This window comes from Sulfitobacter sp. 1A13421, from assembly GCF_043557285.1.
In the GTDB taxonomy this organism is placed as follows: domain Bacteria; phylum Pseudomonadota; class Alphaproteobacteria; order Rhodobacterales; family Rhodobacteraceae; genus Sulfitobacter; species Sulfitobacter faviae.
Genome location: NZ_JBIFFQ010000002.1, coordinates 199,607 through 214,868, shown reverse-complemented (window position 1 = coordinate 214,868; position 15,262 = coordinate 199,607). Strand labels below are relative to the sequence as shown.

15 protein-coding genes and 1 tRNA gene are annotated in these 15,262 nt (G+C 64.2%); 6 read left to right on the top strand and 10 right to left on the bottom strand.

All coding sequences use genetic code 11. The features are described 5' to 3' along the window. Nucleotides 1-56: 56 nt before the first annotated feature. Together ACGYLI_RS04770 and ACGYLI_RS04765 are read right to left on the bottom strand one after the other, a co-directional pair. Nucleotides 57-866: a DUF2059 domain-containing protein gene (locus ACGYLI_RS04770; protein WP_394417568.1), complete on the bottom strand. Its 810-nt coding sequence runs from the start codon at nt 864-866 to the stop codon at nt 57-59. After that, the gene (locus tag ACGYLI_RS04765) at nt 866-1,708 is read right to left on the bottom strand and encodes a DUF2059 domain-containing protein (protein ID WP_394417565.1); all 843 of its coding nucleotides are present in this window, start codon (nt 1,706-1,708) and stop codon (nt 866-868) included. Before ACGYLI_RS04765 ends, ACGYLI_RS04770 begins: the two co-directional genes overlap by 1 nt. Before the next feature lie 145 nt (nt 1,709-1,853). Here ACGYLI_RS04765 and ACGYLI_RS04760 point away from each other — a divergent pair. From ACGYLI_RS04760 to ACGYLI_RS04740, 5 genes are all read left to right on the top strand, one after another. Beyond that, nucleotides 1,854-1,943, top strand: a tRNA-Ser gene (locus ACGYLI_RS04760). Between the two features lie 265 nt (nt 1,944-2,208). Next, complete coding sequence (locus ACGYLI_RS04755; protein ID WP_394417562.1) at nt 2,209-4,149, top strand: TonB-dependent receptor domain-containing protein; 1,941 nt, start codon at nt 2,209-2,211, stop codon at nt 4,147-4,149. Nucleotides 4,150-4,306: 157 nt separating this feature from the next. Then, entirely contained in the window at nt 4,307-5,161 is an 855-nt protein-coding gene (locus ACGYLI_RS04750) for a universal stress protein (RefSeq protein ID WP_394417559.1), read from the top strand. A 21-nt stretch (nt 5,162-5,182) separates the two neighbouring features. Continuing rightward, nucleotides 5,183-5,596: a c-type cytochrome gene (locus ACGYLI_RS04745; protein ID WP_394417556.1), complete on the top strand. Its 414-nt coding sequence runs from the start codon at nt 5,183-5,185 to the stop codon at nt 5,594-5,596. Between the two features lie 120 nt (nt 5,597-5,716). Then, complete coding sequence (locus ACGYLI_RS04740; protein ID WP_394417553.1) at nt 5,717-7,246, top strand: PAS domain S-box protein; 1,530 nt, start codon at nt 5,717-5,719, stop codon at nt 7,244-7,246. On the opposite strand, the gene ACGYLI_RS04735 is transcribed toward ACGYLI_RS04740, so the two are convergent. After that, entirely contained in the window at nt 7,243-7,977 is a 735-nt protein-coding gene (locus tag ACGYLI_RS04735; protein ID WP_394418288.1) for a response regulator, read from the bottom strand. The genes ACGYLI_RS04740 and ACGYLI_RS04735 overlap by 4 nt on opposite strands. A 155-nt stretch (nt 7,978-8,132) precedes the next feature. On the opposite strand from ACGYLI_RS04735, the gene ACGYLI_RS04730 reads away from it, so the two are divergent. Next, nucleotides 8,133-8,816, top strand: a complete 684-nt coding sequence (locus ACGYLI_RS04730) for a helix-turn-helix domain-containing protein (protein ID WP_394417551.1) — start codon at nt 8,133-8,135, stop codon at nt 8,814-8,816. Between the two features lie 55 nt (nt 8,817-8,871). On the opposite strand, the gene ccoS is transcribed toward ACGYLI_RS04730, so the two are convergent. The 7 genes from ccoS to ccoO all read right to left on the bottom strand — a co-directional run bounded on the left by ccoS (nt 8,872) and on the right by ccoO (nt 15,261). Next, a complete protein-coding gene (ccoS, locus tag ACGYLI_RS04725) occupies nt 8,872-9,057 on the bottom strand; it encodes a cbb3-type cytochrome oxidase assembly protein CcoS (RefSeq protein WP_394417549.1) in 186 nt (61 codons plus the stop codon). Beyond that, nucleotides 9,054-11,174 (bottom strand): heavy metal translocating P-type ATPase, encoded by a 2,121-nt coding sequence (locus ACGYLI_RS04720; protein WP_394417546.1) that lies wholly within the window; start codon nt 11,172-11,174, stop codon nt 9,054-9,056. The genes ccoS and ACGYLI_RS04720 overlap by 4 nt, the downstream gene beginning before the upstream one ends. Next, the gene (locus ACGYLI_RS04715; protein WP_394417543.1) at nt 11,171-11,644 is read right to left on the bottom strand and encodes a FixH family protein; all 474 of its coding nucleotides are present in this window, start codon (nt 11,642-11,644) and stop codon (nt 11,171-11,173) included. The genes ACGYLI_RS04720 and ACGYLI_RS04715 overlap by 4 nt, the downstream gene beginning before the upstream one ends. Continuing rightward, a complete protein-coding gene (gene ccoG, locus ACGYLI_RS04710) occupies nt 11,641-13,230 on the bottom strand; it encodes a cytochrome c oxidase accessory protein CcoG (protein WP_394417540.1) in 1,590 nt (529 codons plus the stop codon). Before ccoG ends, ACGYLI_RS04715 begins: the two co-directional genes overlap by 4 nt. A 96-nt stretch (nt 13,231-13,326) precedes the next feature. Further along, nucleotides 13,327-14,229, bottom strand: a complete 903-nt coding sequence (gene ccoP, locus ACGYLI_RS04705) for a cytochrome-c oxidase, cbb3-type subunit III (protein WP_394417537.1) — start codon at nt 14,227-14,229, stop codon at nt 13,327-13,329. Then, the gene (locus tag ACGYLI_RS04700) at nt 14,226-14,414 is read right to left on the bottom strand and encodes a cbb3-type cytochrome c oxidase subunit 3 (RefSeq protein ID WP_136720504.1); all 189 of its coding nucleotides are present in this window, start codon (nt 14,412-14,414) and stop codon (nt 14,226-14,228) included. Before ACGYLI_RS04700 ends, ccoP begins: the two co-directional genes overlap by 4 nt. Before the next feature lie 10 nt (nt 14,415-14,424). After that, a complete protein-coding gene (gene ccoO / locus ACGYLI_RS04695; protein WP_394407706.1) occupies nt 14,425-15,261 on the bottom strand; it encodes a cytochrome-c oxidase, cbb3-type subunit II in 837 nt (278 codons plus the stop codon). Nucleotide 15,262: the final 1 nt, after the last annotated feature.

Below are 15,262 nucleotides of genomic sequence, written 5' to 3'. Positions count from 1 at the left end.
CTTCGGAATGGCGGGGCAAGTCAAGTAGGTTTTCTTGGCCCCGCCCCTAGGGGCTGTCAGAGGCTTTCGGCCACCATGTTCAGCGCCAATGCGCGCCCCAGCCCGTAGGAGATGTCCTCATAGGCCCGGCCGAACCCGTCGAAAAGCCCGCGGTTGAGCGCCCGGCCCGCCGGTGTCTCGGCAAAGGCCGCATATTGCGCGATTTCGGCGTTGCTCAAGGGGTGATAGGCCAGCAGCATATAGGCGTGCAACCAGACGGAGGTGTCTTCGGTCACCGCGTCCAGATCGGCGCCAACATCGGCCAAGAGGTCTTCATCACTGTCCTCCAGCGCGCCGCCATCGCGCATGCCGCGCAGGAATTGGAAATTGCTGTTGAGCGCCGTGCCGACATTGCGGTCGATCATATCGGAAGCGTCGATCAACCGGCGGATCAAAGTCACCCGCGGATCACCGTCCCCCGCCAGCACCCCATAGTTCGCCCGCGCGATCTGCTCAATCTCAGGCTCGGCGATGGCGGCGCGGGCGGCATTCTCCAACCCGACGACCCGACGCCCCAGTTCGGTGGAATAGAAGGCGATCGCCTTTTCGACCTCCTCCGCCGTCATCGTCTCTTCTAAGGCGCGGCGAACCATTTCGACCATACGCTCGGGATCGTGGATGCTTTCGACCTGCATCTGCCAAGCTGGGCCGCCCTGCCCGCCCATCATGTCTTGGTTCAGCACCTCCGCATGGGCCTGCCCTTCGTTGCCGAGGATCACCGCCGCTTGGCGAAGCTCCAACAAGTCGACCAGCACAGTCATCCGCGCATCGGCCCAAGCGGGCAGCGCCAGAAGCCACAAAAGCGGCGCGAAAACCCAAGCCCGCATCAGATGTCCTGACTGGGCTGCATGGCCGCAAGGCGCGCGGCCACGGCCTCGAACCGGTTGGCCATGATCTCATATTGAACGGCGTTCATCAGCGTGTAGACCTGCTGCATCTTGGGATGTTCCAACGCCTCGGCATAGGCGGCAAGGTCTTCGTCCGAGAAGGATTGGTAGGTATAGGCGGCGTTGGCCAATGCGTTGGCGGCGATCTGCGCGCCCAGCTCATCCGCCTGCGCCCGCATCGCCTCGCGCAGGTCCGGCTCTTCCATCTGCAATTCGATCACCCCGGCCGCCGCGGCGGCCAGAAGGAAACGAATCTGCACCTCTTGAATGGCCCGGACCGAGATTTCCTCGACATCGCTGGCCACGTTCAAGCGCCGCAGGGTCTCCAACCGGGGGGAGCCGATCCGCTCAAGCCCCGCGATGATGGCGGCACCGCTCTCGGCCTTCAGCCCGTCATCCTCAGCCATATGCGCTTTGTTCTCGACCGCCACCAAACGCTGGCCCAGATCGGAGGCATAGAATCCGGCGGCATGATCCAACAGGTCATCGCTGAGCGTCTCGGCAAGGATATCCATCGCCATGTCATGCATCAACTCGGTGTCAAAGACATCGCGCACCAGCCGCGACCACTCCGAGCCGAAATCCTTGCTTTGCAGCCCTAACATCTCAGGCGCGGAATCGGCGGACAGGCGGATGCTCTCCAACGCCACGTCAAAGCCGGTCACTTCCAAGAACCGCTCCAACGCGCCGCGATCCGCCGCCCGCAGCGGCAGGGCAAGCGCGACGAGCAGCGTCAACGCCATGACAAAGGGGGCTGCAATCATTCGGTTTTGGCGAAACATGGGCGGTCCTTTCGCAGAATTCTGCCTTTAAACTTAGGCTCTACCAGCCTCGGCGCAATGAAAATCCCCAAACTTTCAATTGATGCGCAAAACCCCTCTTGCCACTGCTGGAAAAGGCGACTAAACGGACCCCCCAGACCCCCGCGGAGAGGTGCCGGAGTGGTCGAACGGGGCGGTCTCGAAAACCGTTGAGCCTTCACGGGTTCCCAGGGTTCGAATCCCTGTCTCTCCGCCACTAACGCCTTGGGCGTGGTGCTTATTTCCCCCGATACGAAGACGCTGGTCAGTCGCCGCGCAAGCCGCGACGTCGCCGTCCTCCAAACCGATCTGCTTAAAGACCAGGCACCCGCGTAGAAATCTAACGCCGCAGCCGCCACCCTCCCGCTTTAGCCAAATCCGCGCCTTGAACATTTCGGCGGATTGTCGCAACTATCCGCGCAGAGCAAGCAAGCGGTTTCATGAGTCCCAGCCAGCCAAGGATTTCTACAAGGGACAATAAAATGAAAACCAATACCGCCAAGCGCGTCGCGCTCTCTTGGCTGATGTGCTCGACCGCCACTCTCGCTTACGCGCAAGACGACACCGCCTTCGATCTCGGTGTGCTGCGCATTCAGACCTCAGCCGCGCAGGCTGTTTTGGGCAATGACGAGATCACCGAAACCGAAATCGAACAGCGCAACCCGGCCACCGTGGCCGATGTCTTTGCCGGCGAATCCGCGATCACCGCCAGCGGCGGCGCGCCGATCGCGCAGAAGGTCTATGTGAACGGGATCGAGGAAAGCCTGCTTTCCGTCACCATCGATGGCGCGCGTCAGAACAAATCGGCCTTCCACCATACCGGCAACGTTCTGCTGGATCCGGCCTTGCTGAAATCCGTTGAGGTCAGCGCGGGGCTTGCCCCGGCGGATCAGGGGCCAAACGCGCTGGCGGGCTCTATCGCCTATACCACCAAAGACGCCCGCGACCTGTTGGACGGGGACGATCCCTTTGGAGGTCGCTACACGCTATCTTATGGCAGCAATGGCCAAGGGTTCCGCAATACCCTGACCCTTTTCGGGCAGAACGACGGTTTCGAATATTTGCTGAGCGGCACCCGGGCGACGGGCGATGACTATGATGACGGCTCGGGCAGCACCATCACCGGCACGGCGGCGGACCTGACCGACTATATCGCGAAATTCGCCTATACCTCGCAAAGCGGCAAACGTCTGAGCTTCTCTGCTTCTGAGACCACTGACAACGGCCTGCGCGCGTCTCAGGGTGGCTTCATCCGCCCCGACTTTGCCGATGTGATCGGGCGCGACACGGTGCTCTACGAAGCGCTGTCGCAGCGCACCTCCTATACGCTGACCTATGAGGATGAGAACCCCTCGGGCATCTGGGCGCCCTATGCGCAGCTCAGCTACAACGAGCAGGCGATGGACGTAGGCTCGCTTTATGGCGTGAACAAAAGCCTCAGCGGTGTGCTCAGCAACGACTTCACGCTCCGCAACGGCAGCGTCAATGTCGGTGTCGATTTCTTTGACGAAAGCGCCGAAGGCTATGACAACACGGTCAGCCCGCGCAGTTCGAGCGGCCGCGAAGAGCTTAGCAACATCGGTATCTTCGCGCAGGCACGGCAGGATCTGTCGGACCGCATTTCCGTGTCCTACGGCGGGCGCTATGACTGGGCGTCCTTCGAAGGCGCGGATGGGAGCGATTTCGATGCCAGCGGCGCCAGCGTCAACGGCTCGGTCGACTACGTCTTGAACGATCAATGGACCCTCAACGCCGGGGCCGCGTCCAGCTGGGGCGGTTATGAGTTGGGCGAGGCTGCATTGGTCAACTTCCGCACCCCGTGGAATTATGACGGCTTCACCACCTCGCGCGCCAATGCGGTGCGTCTTGGTCTGCGCTACGACAGCGGCCCTTGGGCGGTCAAAGGCGCGCTCTTCGACACTGAGATCGAAGACATCAACGCCGTTCTGCCTTCAAGCGGTGCACGCGGTGCCGTGGACGATCTGACATCGCGCGGCTTCGACGGGTCGGTCACCTATACCGGCGCGCGCGGCTTCGCGACCTTGAACTACACCTATGCCGATGTGCAAACCAACGACGCCACCACCGCCACGACCGCCTATTACCTTGGCCGTCCAGTCGGCCATATCTTTGGCTTCGAAGCGGGCTATGACGTGACCGAGGAATGGCGCATCGGGGCGACCGCGCAGATCGCCTTGGAGAACGACGATACCGATGTGTCGCTCGACGGTTACGAGGTGGTCAATCTCTACGCGGAATACAAACCGCGGCGGATGGAGAACCTGAACGTGCGCATGGACGTGCAGAACCTGTTCGACGCGACCTATGCAAGCCGCAGCTCCGATGGGCTTGGGCTTGCCAATGTGGTGCCCTTGACCGAACCGGGCCGCACTGTCAGCCTGACCGCGTCGATCAGCTTTTAACTGACGCAGGTATCGCCCCCCTTTGTGCGGGGGCGATACCCTTTTCCGGCACTTGCCGCCTAAGGTTCTTTCCGCAGTCCTCCTCCCGCTTGATCCAAATCAATACAGCCGCTCCGGCCCGCCCCATAATGGCCGTGGTCACATGAGGAGCGTCGCCATGCAAAATGCCACCATCACAGCCGTTCTGGGGGTCGATGCCCGGCCCAATCAGCTTGAGGCCCTCGCCCGCGAGGCGCAGACCCGGGGCGCGCATCTGATCGTTCTTCTGCTCAGCGAAACCCCTGCCGTCCCGGTCTATTCGATGGGGGTGGGCGAACTCAGCACCTATTCCCTCCCGGCGGGCTGGCAGGCGGATGTGGACGCGGCCCGCGAGGCGGTCGAAAAACAGCGCGCGGAATTTTCGCAGTATCTCACCGATCAAGGCGCCAGCGCGGATGTGCGCGCGGTCTGTGGCGACGCCTCCGCCTTGCGCAACAGGGTGGCGCGGGCGGGGCTGACCTGTGACGCGGTGCTTATCGGCACGGACCTGCGCGAAGACAGCCGCCTGTTCGAGGACATCGTGCATGCCGCCCTCTTCGAGTCCGCCGTGCCGGTTTTGCTCAACACCGCGCAGGCTAAGGTGGCTTTGACCCCACAATCGGTCTTCGTCGCATGGAAAGCGGGCATTCCCGCCACGCGGGCGATCCGCGCCGCTCTGCCAATCCTGCGCAATGCGCGGGAGGTAACGGTGGCGCTTTTCGATCCGGTCTCGATCTCGGCCTATGACGGGGAAAACCCCGGCACCGATGTCGCCGCTTGGCTGACCCACCAAGGCTGCAACGTTGCGGTGCAGCAATATGCCAGCGGAGGCGCGGACATTGGCACCGCCATCCTGAAACGCGCCAAAGAAACCGGGGCCGATCTGATCGTCATGGGCGCCTATGACCACTCCCGCCTGCGCGAGATGGTTTTTGGCGGTACGACCCGCAGCCTGATTGAACAAAGCGCCTTTCCTGTGCTTCTGTCGCACTAACGCCCATCGAAAGGACCCCCTATGCGCCCTCACCTCGCTGCCCTCGCCGGGCTATCTTGCGCCCTCCTCTCTGCCTGTTCGGAGGGGTCCCCTGACGACACCGACCGGGTGCGCGCGGGGCAGCGGGTCTATGCAAAGGAATGCGCCGCCTGCCACGGGGCGCAGGGCGAAGGGGGCGGTCCGATGTCCTTGCATCTGGATGTGGTGCCGCCGGATTTGGCCGGGCTGAAACAGCGCAATGACGGCTACTTCCCGCGGGAGTTTGTCCGCCGCTTTGTCATGGGCCAGCTGGCGAAAGACGACCCCGCCTCACCCATGCCGGACTTCTCCGCCGTTGGCCTGCGCCACGTCTACCCCAATGGCGGCGCGGATGGGGAGGTGCTGGAAACCGATTTCGCCAATCTGCTCGACTATCTGGAAGCGATCCAGTGGTAGGACCGGCGTGGTTCGGGAGGCAGCCCTCGGGCACGTGAGGCATCGCCCCGCATTGCGGCCCCGCCCCCTCTCACGCTATCGGATGCCCTGCCCCGCAGCCCCTACAGACGGAACCCTCGCATGAAGATCAACGACGAAAGCCCCGTTCTGCTGGCCCTTCTGGACGCCGCCGTCGATGCCATGGTGGTGGCCGATCACGCCGGCAATATCCTGCGGGTGAACAAGGCGGCGGCCATGCTTTTCGGCCATCCGGTTGAGGATTTGGTAGGGCAAAACGTGCGCATGCTGATGCCGGGAGACATGGCCGTTCAACATGACGGCTTCCTGCGCCACCATCTCGAGACCGGAGAGAAACGCATCATCGGCGTGGGCCGCGACGTGGAAGGGCTGCGCGCCGATGGCAGTGTCTTCCCGCTGCATCTTTCCGTGGGCCGCGCCGATATCTCGGGCGAGGTCGCCTTTGTCGGCATCATGCACGATCTGTCGCGCCGAAAAGCCGCCGAGGAGGCCAGCGCCCGCTCGCAACGGATGGACGCCATCGGCCAGATGACCGGCGGCATCGCGCATGATTTCAACAACCTTCTGACGGTCGTGATTGGCAATCTGGAACTGCTGGAAATGTCGGAAACCTCGGCCAAAAGCGGCGCGCTGATCTCGGACGCGCTGGAGGCGGCAGAGATCGGCGCGGACCTCACCTCACGGCTGATGGTCTTTGCCCGCAAGACCACGTTGAACGCGGCGGAGATCGACCTTAATGCCGAAGTCTCAAAAGCCGTGGCGATGCTCAAACGCACCATCGGCGCGCATATCGCGGTCGAGACGGGTTTTGCCGAGGACCTTTGGCAGGCCAAGGTGGATGCCACCCAGCTTCAGACTGCCGTGCTCAACATCGCGCTCAATGCCCAAGATGCCATGCTTTCGGGCGGGAAAATCACGCTGGAAACCCGCAACATGCAGCTCGACGACACCTATGTCGCACAAGAAATCGGCATCGACATGGGCAACTACATCCGCCTGTCGATCGCGGACACAGGCGAAGGCATGTCCGCCGAGACCCGCACCCGCGCGATGGAGCCGTTTTTCTCGACCAAACCGGTCGGCCAAGGCACGGGGCTGGGCCTGTCGATGGTTTACGGCTTCATCAAGCAATCCGGCGGGCATATCGCGATCTACAGCGAATTGGGCAAGGGCACGACGATCAGCCTCTATTTCCCCGCCCTCGTGGACAGCACCGGCACGCGGGCGGCCTCCAGCGACGCGCCAGAGCAGCACGCCGGGATCGGCACCGGCCTGCGCGTGCTGCTGGTCGAGGATGACCCGATGGTCCTGCGCCTGTCGGAGCGACGGCTGGAGTCGCTGGGGTTCGACTGCGTCACGGCAACCACCGGCGACGCGGCTTGGGACATCCTGCAAGACCGCGACGACATCGACGTGGTCTTTACCGATCTGGTGATGCCGGGGGAGTTGTCGGGCCATGCGCTGGCCAAACGGGTCGCAGCGGAAATGCCCGATCTGCGGATATTGATCACCTCGGGCTTTTCCGAAAACGTCCTGCGCGGCGAGGAAGAGAGCCACGCCTTCGCCCTCTTGCGCAAACCCTATAGGCAAGCGGATCTGGCCGAAGCGTTTCGCGCCTTGTTACAAGACTAACCCGAGGTGGCGGTGGGGCTTTCGGTCAGCACATAGCCCACCCCGCGCACCGTCTTGATCAATAGCGGACGCGCCGGATCACGCTCGACCTTCTTACGCAGCCGCGCCACTTGGTTGTCGATGGTGCGGTCCAAGGGTGCCCAATTCTGCCCGTCAATCAGATCCATCAACCGGTCGCGCGACAAGGGCTTTTTCGCGTGGTTCACGAAGGCGGCCAGAAGTTTGAAATCAGCCGTGGTCAGATCCCCCTCCTGCCCGTCACGGCCCACCAGCAGCATCCGGTCGAGGTTGATCTTCAGCCCATCAAGCGCAAGCCACGGCTCTGCATTTTGCGGTGCGGGCGCCTCCGCTTCGCGCTTGCCGCTGCGCCGCAGGACGGATTTCACGCGGGCCAAGACCTCACGCACATGGAAGGGTTTGGTGAGATAGTCATCCGCGCCCAGCTCCAGCCCGACAACGCGGTCGATCACATCGTCCTTGCCCGTCACCATGAAGATCGGCACGTCATGATCGCGGCGAAGGTCGCGCGCGATGTCCAGCCCGTCCTCCGCGCCGAGGTTCAGATCCAAAGTCACCAGATCGAAAGCCTCCGCTGCAAAGGCCGCGCGCACGCTCTGCGCGTCATGCGCCTCGGTCACAAGGTAGCCGTCGCTTTCAAGACAGCGCCTTAGAAGCGTCCGGATCTTGGCATCGTCATCAACAACAAGGATCTTCTTCGCGGTCACGCCCATCACCCCAAAAGTTGCGTTTGTATAGTCCGCAACCCAAGCGAGCACCACCCGCCACGCCATCCCCTGCGACAAAGCGTTACAAACGGATACAAGACCAAAGGTCGTTCTGCGACATGCGCCTGAGAATGTGACCGCGCCGCAGAAAGGACGATCGCATGTACGTGACGCTATCCAATGAGTTCACCCCCGCAACCAAAGTGCCCGAGGCGCAGCTTTGCTCTCGCACCCCCGCCGCGCAATCGCCGCGCAAGCGGCAGGCGGTCGGCAGCCATCTGTTTCGCGAGGGCGATATCGCCAACCATATCTATGAGATCACCTCGGGCGTCTTTCGCCTGACCCGCGTGCTCGACAACGGGCGGCGGCAGGTCATCGCCTTTGGCCTGCCCGGCGACATCATCGGCTTTCCCAATGGCGCGCTCCATCACAGCGATTGCGAGGCGATCCAGACGGCAGAGGTGATTGCCCACCGCCGCCATGCGCTCGACGATTTCGAGGGGGATCACGAGACGCATAAGCGGCTGTTGAACGCTGCCCTGCGTGAGATTTCGGCGATGCAGGATCACTTCATGATGCTGGCCCGCAAATCCGCGCTGGAAAAGGTTGCCTCCTTCCTCATCACGCTGGCAGAGCGCACGGGCAGGCCGATCGGCAATTACACCACCTGCGCCCTGCCGATGACCCGCAGCGACATCGCGGATTTCCTTGGCCTGACGATTGAGACGGTGAGCCGCACCCTGACCCGTCTGCGCAAGCAAGATATCATCGCGCTCGAGACCTCTCAGACCGTGCTGATCAAGGATATGGACGCGCTGATCTCGGCCTCTCAGGCAGCCGACTGAAGGCGGGCTTTCATTGAGCTAAGAAAGCGCGGGCCACGGCCCGCGTTTTGCGTTTCTAGGTCGCCTTTTCGGAATCGCGCTGTTGGGTGTCCCCACTAGGCGCGCCATTCTCCAGCAAAATCCGCGCCGCGTCTCCTTCAAGGTCATCGTATTGCCCGTTGCGCAGCGTCCAGAGACAGGCCGCAAGCCCCGCTGCGCCAAGACAGACCGAGACGGGGATGAGAACGATCAGGATATTCATCGGCGCACCGCATTCAAAACCACGAGGATAGACGAGGAAGACATCACCGCCGCCGCCATCAGCGGGGTGGCGAAGCCCATGACCGCCACCGGGATCGCGACCGCGTTATAGGCGGCGGCCAGCCCGAGGTTCTGGCGAATACGGCTGCGCGCCCGGCGGGCCAGCCGCAGGGTATCGGCGACCGCCGAAAGATCACCGCCCAGCATCACCCCGTCTGAGGCGACCCGCGCGGCATCCAGCGCCGTGGCAGGCGCGAGAGAGGCATGCGCCCCGGCAAGCGCCGCCGTGTCATTCAGCCCGTCGCCCACCATGAGCACCCGCTTGCCCCGCGCGGCCATATCGCGGACCAGACCGGCCTTATCTTCAGGCCGAACGGCGGCATGAACCGTGGCGATCCCGAGGGTTTCGGCCAACGCTTCTGCACGCTGCGCGGTATCGCCGGTAACCATCGCCACCTCCATCCCCCGCCGCCGCAGAGTGTTGACCACTTCCGCCGCACCGGCGCGGGGTGTTTCGTTCATGGGCAATGGGATGCAGCGGTCAGGCAGATGCAGTTCCGGCCCCTCCTGGCCGCGGCCCAGCCAAACCGGTGCGCCGTTCCACTGGCCGCAGACGCCCTCACCCGGCACTTCATGCAGATCACGCAAGCTGGCAGGCATATGCCTATGCAGCGCCGACGCCAGAGCGCGCGATGCCGGGTGGTCCGAGGCCTGCGCGAGAGCCAGCGCCACCGATGCGGCCTCTGCATCAAGTGCGGGCAGCCGCGCCGCGCCTTCGGTCAACGTGCCGGTCTTGTCGAACAGAACCGTGTCGATCTCGGCCAAACGCTCCAAGGCCGTGGGGGATTTCAGCAACACGCCCGCGCGGAACAAACGCCCGGTCATCGCTGCCGTCACCGCCGGAATGGCCAGCGCCAGCGCGCAGGGGCATGTGATGATCAGCGTCGCCGTGGCAACGGCAATCGCGTGATAAAGGTTCCCCGTCAGTGCCCACCAGACCACAAAAGCCAGCGCCGCCAGCCCATGCACCACCGGCGCGTAAAGCCGCGCCGCGCGGTCGGCGATCCCGCTGTAGCGGTGCTTGCCGGTCTCGGCGACCTCGACCAAAGCCGCGAGGCGGCGCAGGGTGCTGTCCTTGGCCCGGCGGGTGACCCTTAGGGTCAGCGGCGTGCCAAGGATTACCTCGCCCGCGCAGATCGGCCCGCCCGCCGCCACCGCGACGGGGTCGGCCTCTCCGGTCAGGGCGGAGCGGTCCACCATCACCGCGCCCAAGGCGATGCCATCCACCGGCGCGCGCGCGCCAGCGGCGAGGGCGATGCGGTCTTCGGGCATCAGGGCGCTCACGTCCACCGTCTCACGCCCCGTCGCGGTCAGGCGCGTCGCGCGGGGCAGTTCCAGCGCCGTTAACTCCGCCGCGGCGGAACGTGCCGTGGCCCGCGCGCGATGCTCAAGATAACGGCCCACCAGCAGGAAAAAGGTCAGCGAGAGCGCCGCATCGAACCAAGTATGCGCCCCGGTGGCGGCGAAAGTCTCATAAAGCGAGGTCGCCGCCGCCAGCAGGATCGCCAGCGCAATCGGCACATCCATATTCATTCGGCCCGCCCGCAGGGCGACCGATGCCGAGGCGAAGAAGGGCACCGCCGAAAAGGCCAAGGCAGGCAGCGCGATGGCCGCAGAGACCCAGTGAAACATCTCGCGCGTGATATCGCCCGCCCCGGACCAGACCGCGACGGAGACTGCCATCACGTTCATCATGGCAAAGCCCGCCACGGCGGCGCGGGCCAGCAGACGGCGGCCCGTGTCATCCCCCGCAGGCCGCAGGGCGGTCGCGTCCAGCTCATGCGCCTCGAAGCCCGCGTCGTTCAACGCCTGAAGCGCGGCGCTGGCGTCATAGCCGGGGCTCAGCACGATCCGCACCCGTTTGGCCCCAAGGTTCACCCGCGCGGCCTTGACCGAGGGCAAGCGGGCCAAAACCCCCTCGACCCCCGCAATACAGGCCGCGCAGCGGATCTGCGGCAGGGCGAGATGGATGGCCTTGTCGTTCTCCGCGATGCGCTGCGCCGCGGCCTCAGCCGAGGGGGTGCCTGCGACACAGCCGGGACAGGCGGCGACGGTCATCGTGTCACCCGCAAAGGAATGCGGCGGCGAAAGAGCGTGCCATCGGCGGCGCGCATCTCGACCCGCAGGTTCCAGTTGCCGGGGCCTGCGGTAACCGGCGCGGTCCACGCGCGGCCATCCCAGACGAAGTCGGGCGTCATGTCATCCGCCACGGTGGTCGCCCGGCCCAATGTGGCCGCAATGATCTCGGGCTGCACCACGCCATTGGCATCCTGCACCGCCAAGCGGAGCGCCTCTCCCGTCAACTCGGTCTGCACCGCCCAGCCGAGCGCTTCCTGCGCCGCGCGGTCGCTGTCGAAATTTTGCGAGGCGACGTAGCTCGATTCGGTTTCCTTGCCCGGGAAGGTGCGCACCGCATTGAAAGCGAGCGCGAGGTTCACCGCGATGATGATCGAAAACCCGCCCACGAAGATCGCCAGCACATGCCAGCCTGTCAGGGGGCGCCGTCGTTGCAATTGCGCTGCGGTCATTGGCTGTCCTTTCCATTGAAAATCGTGTCACCAAAGGCCCGCTCGCCCGAGCGGACGTCTTCGACCCAGAACCGCAGATCGCTGCGCGGCGCGGTGGCGGCGTCACTCTGCGGCGGGGCGATGACATAGACCCGTTGCAGGCGGGTGGTGTCGGCGGGGACGGAGACCACCGGACCCGCAGCCCCCTCGACGCTGAGGTCCAAGCCACGGTCTCCGGCGAGAGACAGCCGGAAATCCCGTGCCTCCCCATGTTTGTTGCGCAGACGGATGTCATAGGCGTTGCGGATCGACCCGTCCGAGAGGGTGACGAAGGTCGGATTGCGCACCGGCGCCACGGTCATGTCGATCTCGGGCCGGATGAAGAGCGCCACGACAAGCGCCACACCGATGGCGGCCCAAGCGGCGGTATAGATCAAGGTGCGCGGGCGGAAGACATGCTGCCAAAGCGGCTTGGGCTGCCAGGGCGGCGCAGTGGCCCCGGCGACATCGCCCGCGGGCGCCTCGGCAAGGCCCGCCACGGCGGCGCTTTCCTTGGGCGCGGTGGGCGGCTCATCATCCAGCGCGAGGTAGTCGATCAGCCCGCGCGGTCGGCCAATCTTGGCCATCACATCGTCGCAGGCATCGATGCAGAGCGCGCAGGTGATACATTCCATCTGCTGGCCTTCGCGGATGTCGATCCCCATCGGGCAGACCGCCACACAGGCGTTGCAATCAATGCAATCGCCCAAAACCTCGCGGTCCCGCGACTGGCGGTCGCCCGCAGAGTTTTTGTCGAGCGCCGCACCATAGCGCGCCACCGCATCACCGCTGCCGATCGCCTCTGCCGCCGCTTTCTGGCGCTTTACCCCGCCCTTGCCGCGCGGCTCGCCCCGCCATTTGCGGTAGCCAACGGTCAGCGTGCCGGGGTCCATCATCGCGCCTTGGATACGGGGCCAAGGGCACATGTAGATGCAGACCTGTTCGCGCATGAAACCGCCAAAGATGAAGGTCGTGGCCGTCAGCACGGCGATGGTGGCATAGGCCACGGGGGCGGCCTGCAGGGTCACGAGGTCGCGCGCCAGACTGGGCGCATCGGCAAAGTAAAAGACCCAAGCCCCGCCCGTCGCCACCGCGATCAGCAGCCAGACCAGCCATTTTGCCCCCCGCAGCCGCGCCTTGCGCAGGCTCCAAGCTGCGTTGTGCAGGCGGATGCGCGCGTTGCGGTCGCCTTCGATCCAGCGCTCCACAGTCATGAAAAGATCGGACCAGACGGTTTGCGGGCAGGCATAGCCACACCAGACCCGCCCCAAAGCAGAGGTAAACAGGAACAGCCCCAGCCCCGCCATGATCAGCAGCCCGGCCACGAAGTAGAATTCATGCGGCCAAATCTCGATCCAGAAGAAATGGAAGCGCCGGTTTGCGAGATCGACCAGAACCGCTTGATCCGGCAGGTTCGGCCCCCGGTCCCAGCGGATCCAGGGGGTGATGTAATAGACCCCCAGCGTGAGGATCAGGATCACCCATTTCAACCGACGAAAGAATCCGCTGACCCGGCGGGGGAAAATCGGCTCGCGGGCGGCGAAAAGCGGGGGGGCGGCGTTGGACATGGGCAGTAGGCTCCGGTGTTACGTCTTGCGGCCTACACCCCTAGGGCGCAGGCCGCTTTGATCTGCATCAATCCGCAGATTATTTGTCGTACCGGTTTAATCGGCGGCGGCACCCTCGGCATCGACCGCAGCCTCGCCGCCGCCCAGACCGTGGACATAGGCGGTCACGGCGCGCACCTCGGCCTCGCCCAGACGGGCCTGCCACGGCGGCATCACCCCCATGCGCGGCGCTTTGAGCTGCCGCAGGATCGCCTCATGGCTTCCGCCGCGCAGCCAGATCGCATCGGCAAGGTTCGGCGCGCCCATCTCACGGTCACCAAGGCCGCGCTCCCCATGGCAGGCACTACAGTTGTCGGCAAAGACCTCTGCCCCCGCCTGCGCTGCGCCTGCGTCATGCTCAAGCCCCGAAAGGCTGCGCACGAAATGCACGGTGGCGTCGAGATCGGCCTCCTCCATCCAGTCAAACGGTGGCATCTCCGAGAAACGCGCGTCGGGGTCATCCTCGTTGCGGATGCCATGGCGCACGGTATAGGCGATCTCCTCCATCGTGCCGCCCCAGAGCCAGTCATCGTCCAAAAGGTTCGGATAGCCCGAGGCCACCACACCCCCTGCCCCCGCGCCGTGGCATTGCGAGCAATTGGCCGCAAAGACCGAGCGCCCGGCCTGTGTCGCGAAACGGTGAAGCTCTTCGTTGTCCTTCAGCACCCCCAGATCGACGTTGACGAGGCTTTCGGTCAAGTCGGCATTCGACAGGTCCACACGCGCAATCTCGGCAGCGACCTCGCCACGGGTGGAATAGCCGAGCAGCCCCGCCGTCGCGCCAGAGACCATCGGCCAGGCGGGATAAAGGATGGTATAGATCACGCCCCAGACGACGGTGGCATAGAAGGTCCAAAGCCACCAACGCGGTAGCGGCGTGTTCAGCTCTTCGATCCCGTCCCAACTGTGGCCTGTGGTCTCGGTCCCGGTGGCGGGGTCGATCTTGCGTTTATCGGTCATGTGCGGGCTCCGTCATTGCGGGCTTGATCGGGGTCGTCGTTGCGAAACGGGACGGCGGCGGCATCGTCGTGCAGGGCGCGCGAGCCGGGGCGAAAGGCCCAAGCAATGACGCCCAGAAAGATCAGCGTCAGGATCAACAGCGCCCAGCTATCAGCCAGTTCACGCAGGAAAGAATAGGTGTCCATTGCGGCCTCCTCAGCGACTGGCGTCAGGCACGAAGGTCGAGAAATCGACCAGCGTTCCGAGCATTTGCAGATAGGCGATCAGGGCATCCATCTCGCTCACCCCCGGCTGGCCGTCGAAGTTGCGCACCTGCGCGCCGGGGTAGCGTTCCAGCAGCCCGTCGTAATCGCCGAAAGGGTCGACTTGCACCCGGAAGTCGCCACGGACATTCGCGATCATCTCATCGCTATAGGGCACGCCGACCGTGCGGTGGGTGGCGACCAGATCGGTCACATCCTCAGGCTCAAGTTTGGCGTCCATCAGAAAGGCGTATTTCGGCATGACGCTTTCCGGCACCACCGATTGCGGGTCCATCAGGTGATCGACATGCCACTCATCCGAATAGCGCCCGCCGACCCGCGCCAGATCGGGACCGGTGCGTTTGGAGCCCCATTGAAACGGGTGATCGTACATCGATTCGGCGGCGAGGCTGTAGTGGCCGTAACGCTCCGTCTCATCGCGCATCGGGCGGATCATCTGGCTGTGGCAGACATAGCAGCCCTCGCGCACATAGATCTCGCGCCCGGCCAGTTCCAGCGGCGAATAGGGGCGCATGCCCTCGACCTCTTCGATGGTGTTCTCCAACCAAAAGAGCGGCGCGATTTCGACGATCCCGCCGATGCTCACCACCCCGAGCGAGGCGATCAGCAGCAGCGTCGCATTGCGCTCGAACCGCTGGTGAAAGGTGATCGCCTCCGTCTCGGGCGGCAGTTCGTTGGGAATTTTGCCCTTCTTCAAGCCTTCGCTGGCGGTGACCACCTTGGGGTCGTCAGCGGGGTCATAATTGGGGCTGTGGGGGTTCTTGGCCATT

What these genes read in the sequence shown, in the direction of transcription:
- ACGYLI_RS04770 (WP_394417568.1), bottom strand. Translation starts at nt 866, where the DNA reads ATGCGGGCTTGGGTTTTCGCGCCGCTTTTGTGGCTTCTGGCGCTGCCC.
- ACGYLI_RS04765 (WP_394417565.1), bottom strand. Translation starts at nt 1,708, where the DNA reads ATGTTTCGCCAAAACCGAATGATTGCAGCCCCCTTTGTCATGGCGTTG.
- ACGYLI_RS04755 (WP_394417562.1), top strand. Translation starts at nt 2,209, where the DNA reads ATGAAAACCAATACCGCCAAGCGCGTCGCGCTCTCTTGGCTGATGTGC.
- ACGYLI_RS04750 (WP_394417559.1), top strand. Translation starts at nt 4,307, where the DNA reads ATGCAAAATGCCACCATCACAGCCGTTCTGGGGGTCGATGCCCGGCCC.
- ACGYLI_RS04745 (WP_394417556.1), top strand. Translation starts at nt 5,183, where the DNA reads ATGCGCCCTCACCTCGCTGCCCTCGCCGGGCTATCTTGCGCCCTCCTC.
- ACGYLI_RS04740 (WP_394417553.1), top strand. Translation starts at nt 5,717, where the DNA reads ATGAAGATCAACGACGAAAGCCCCGTTCTGCTGGCCCTTCTGGACGCC.
- ACGYLI_RS04735 (WP_394418288.1), bottom strand. Translation starts at nt 7,977, where the DNA reads ATGGGCGTGACCGCGAAGAAGATCCTTGTTGTTGATGACGATGCCAAG.
- ACGYLI_RS04730 (WP_394417551.1), top strand. Translation starts at nt 8,133, where the DNA reads ATGTACGTGACGCTATCCAATGAGTTCACCCCCGCAACCAAAGTGCCC.
- ccoS (WP_394417549.1), bottom strand. Translation starts at nt 9,057, where the DNA reads ATGAATATCCTGATCGTTCTCATCCCCGTCTCGGTCTGTCTTGGCGCA.
- ACGYLI_RS04720 (WP_394417546.1), bottom strand. Translation starts at nt 11,174, where the DNA reads ATGACCGTCGCCGCCTGTCCCGGCTGTGTCGCAGGCACCCCCTCGGCT.
- ACGYLI_RS04715 (WP_394417543.1), bottom strand. Translation starts at nt 11,644, where the DNA reads ATGACCGCAGCGCAATTGCAACGACGGCGCCCCCTGACAGGCTGGCAT.
- ccoG (WP_394417540.1), bottom strand. Translation starts at nt 13,230, where the DNA reads ATGTCCAACGCCGCCCCCCCGCTTTTCGCCGCCCGCGAGCCGATTTTC.
- ccoP (WP_394417537.1), bottom strand. Translation starts at nt 14,229, where the DNA reads ATGACCGATAAACGCAAGATCGACCCCGCCACCGGGACCGAGACCACA.
- ACGYLI_RS04700 (WP_136720504.1), bottom strand. Translation starts at nt 14,414, where the DNA reads ATGGACACCTATTCTTTCCTGCGTGAACTGGCTGATAGCTGGGCGCTG.
- ccoO (WP_394407706.1), bottom strand. Translation starts at nt 15,261, where the DNA reads ATGGCCAAGAACCCCCACAGCCCCAATTATGACCCCGCTGACGACCCC.